The 927-nt window shown below is 63.2% G+C and carries 1 protein-coding gene; it reads right to left on the bottom strand.

The genetic code is table 11. The features are described from left to right. Positions 1 to 295: 295 nt before the first annotated feature. On the bottom strand, positions 296 to 927 hold a 632-nt coding region (locus CCN37_RS37660), incomplete at its 5' end, for an SMI1/KNR4 family protein (RefSeq protein ID WP_210408394.1).

The following is a 927-nucleotide window of genomic DNA, read 5'->3' as shown; positions in this document are numbered from 1 at the left end:
TTGAGCACGTGTCTGGCCGGGTGGAGGAAGTACCCATTGCCGATGTCGGGCAACAGCACCTCGTGAATCGTCTTGTAGAACACGGCAAGTGGGAAGGGAACATCGGTCGTCGGTTCGCCGACTGTCTGGTCGTTGTCGGCGGCAGCGACCATGTTGTTGCCTGGTGGGTAGCCGTACTTGTCCTGGAACGTAGGCAGGAGTGAAGCGAGAGCGCGATTGATGTCATTGCTCCACGAAGCCAGCCAGGTTGCGTCGACGGTGGGCGTGTTCATACGGCGGATCTCCAGTTCCAGGGCTAGACCCAGTCGAGGGTGCCGTCGTCGTTGGCTTCGGGTTGGTCGCCGTTGATGTCTGTGCCGTGGTCGAGGGCGTAGGCGATCTCGGCGAGCATGGTTGCGGTGTTTGGCCAGCGGGGCTCTGAGATTGCGGCCTCGTACTTGTCCCACTTCATGATGCATCCGTGGAGAGGGCCGGAGCGCAGGTCGACGAGCAGGTAGTCGCCGCCGCCGTTGTGTGCGAGGGGGAGCCACACCGGGAGCCAGAAGGTGCACTCTGAGCCAGCGGGTTCGGCTACTAGGGCAATGGTTTCTGCGTCGTCGAAGGAATCGATGTCCAGCAGGCCCTCGCGGCGCTCCACTGCTTGGTCGACGGTGAACGGGGTGTAGTGCGGTAGTAGCTGTCCCTTGAGGAAGTCGGTTACGCCGCAGGAGTGGCGCCACCATGCGAGGAGATCAGCGGGCAGTGGCCGGTTGAGGAGGGCTTCCACGACGGCGATTTCGCTGGCGGTCGCGGGCGGGCCGATGTGGGCTGCGGACGTGGGCGCGTTGTGGTGAAGCCAAGCGACGATGCGATGCCAGGACTCCTCAGCAGGGTGAGTCATCTGGGAAATCCTGCCATTGCGAAGAGAGCTGAGCGGTCGGATGGCGC

This window comes from Allokutzneria sp. NRRL B-24872 (assembly GCF_002155965.1).
In the GTDB taxonomy this organism is placed as follows: Bacteria; Actinomycetota; Actinomycetes; order Mycobacteriales; family Pseudonocardiaceae; genus Allokutzneria.
Note: the sequence above shows the minus strand (reverse complement) of the source record. Positions and strands in the feature narration are given on the sequence as shown.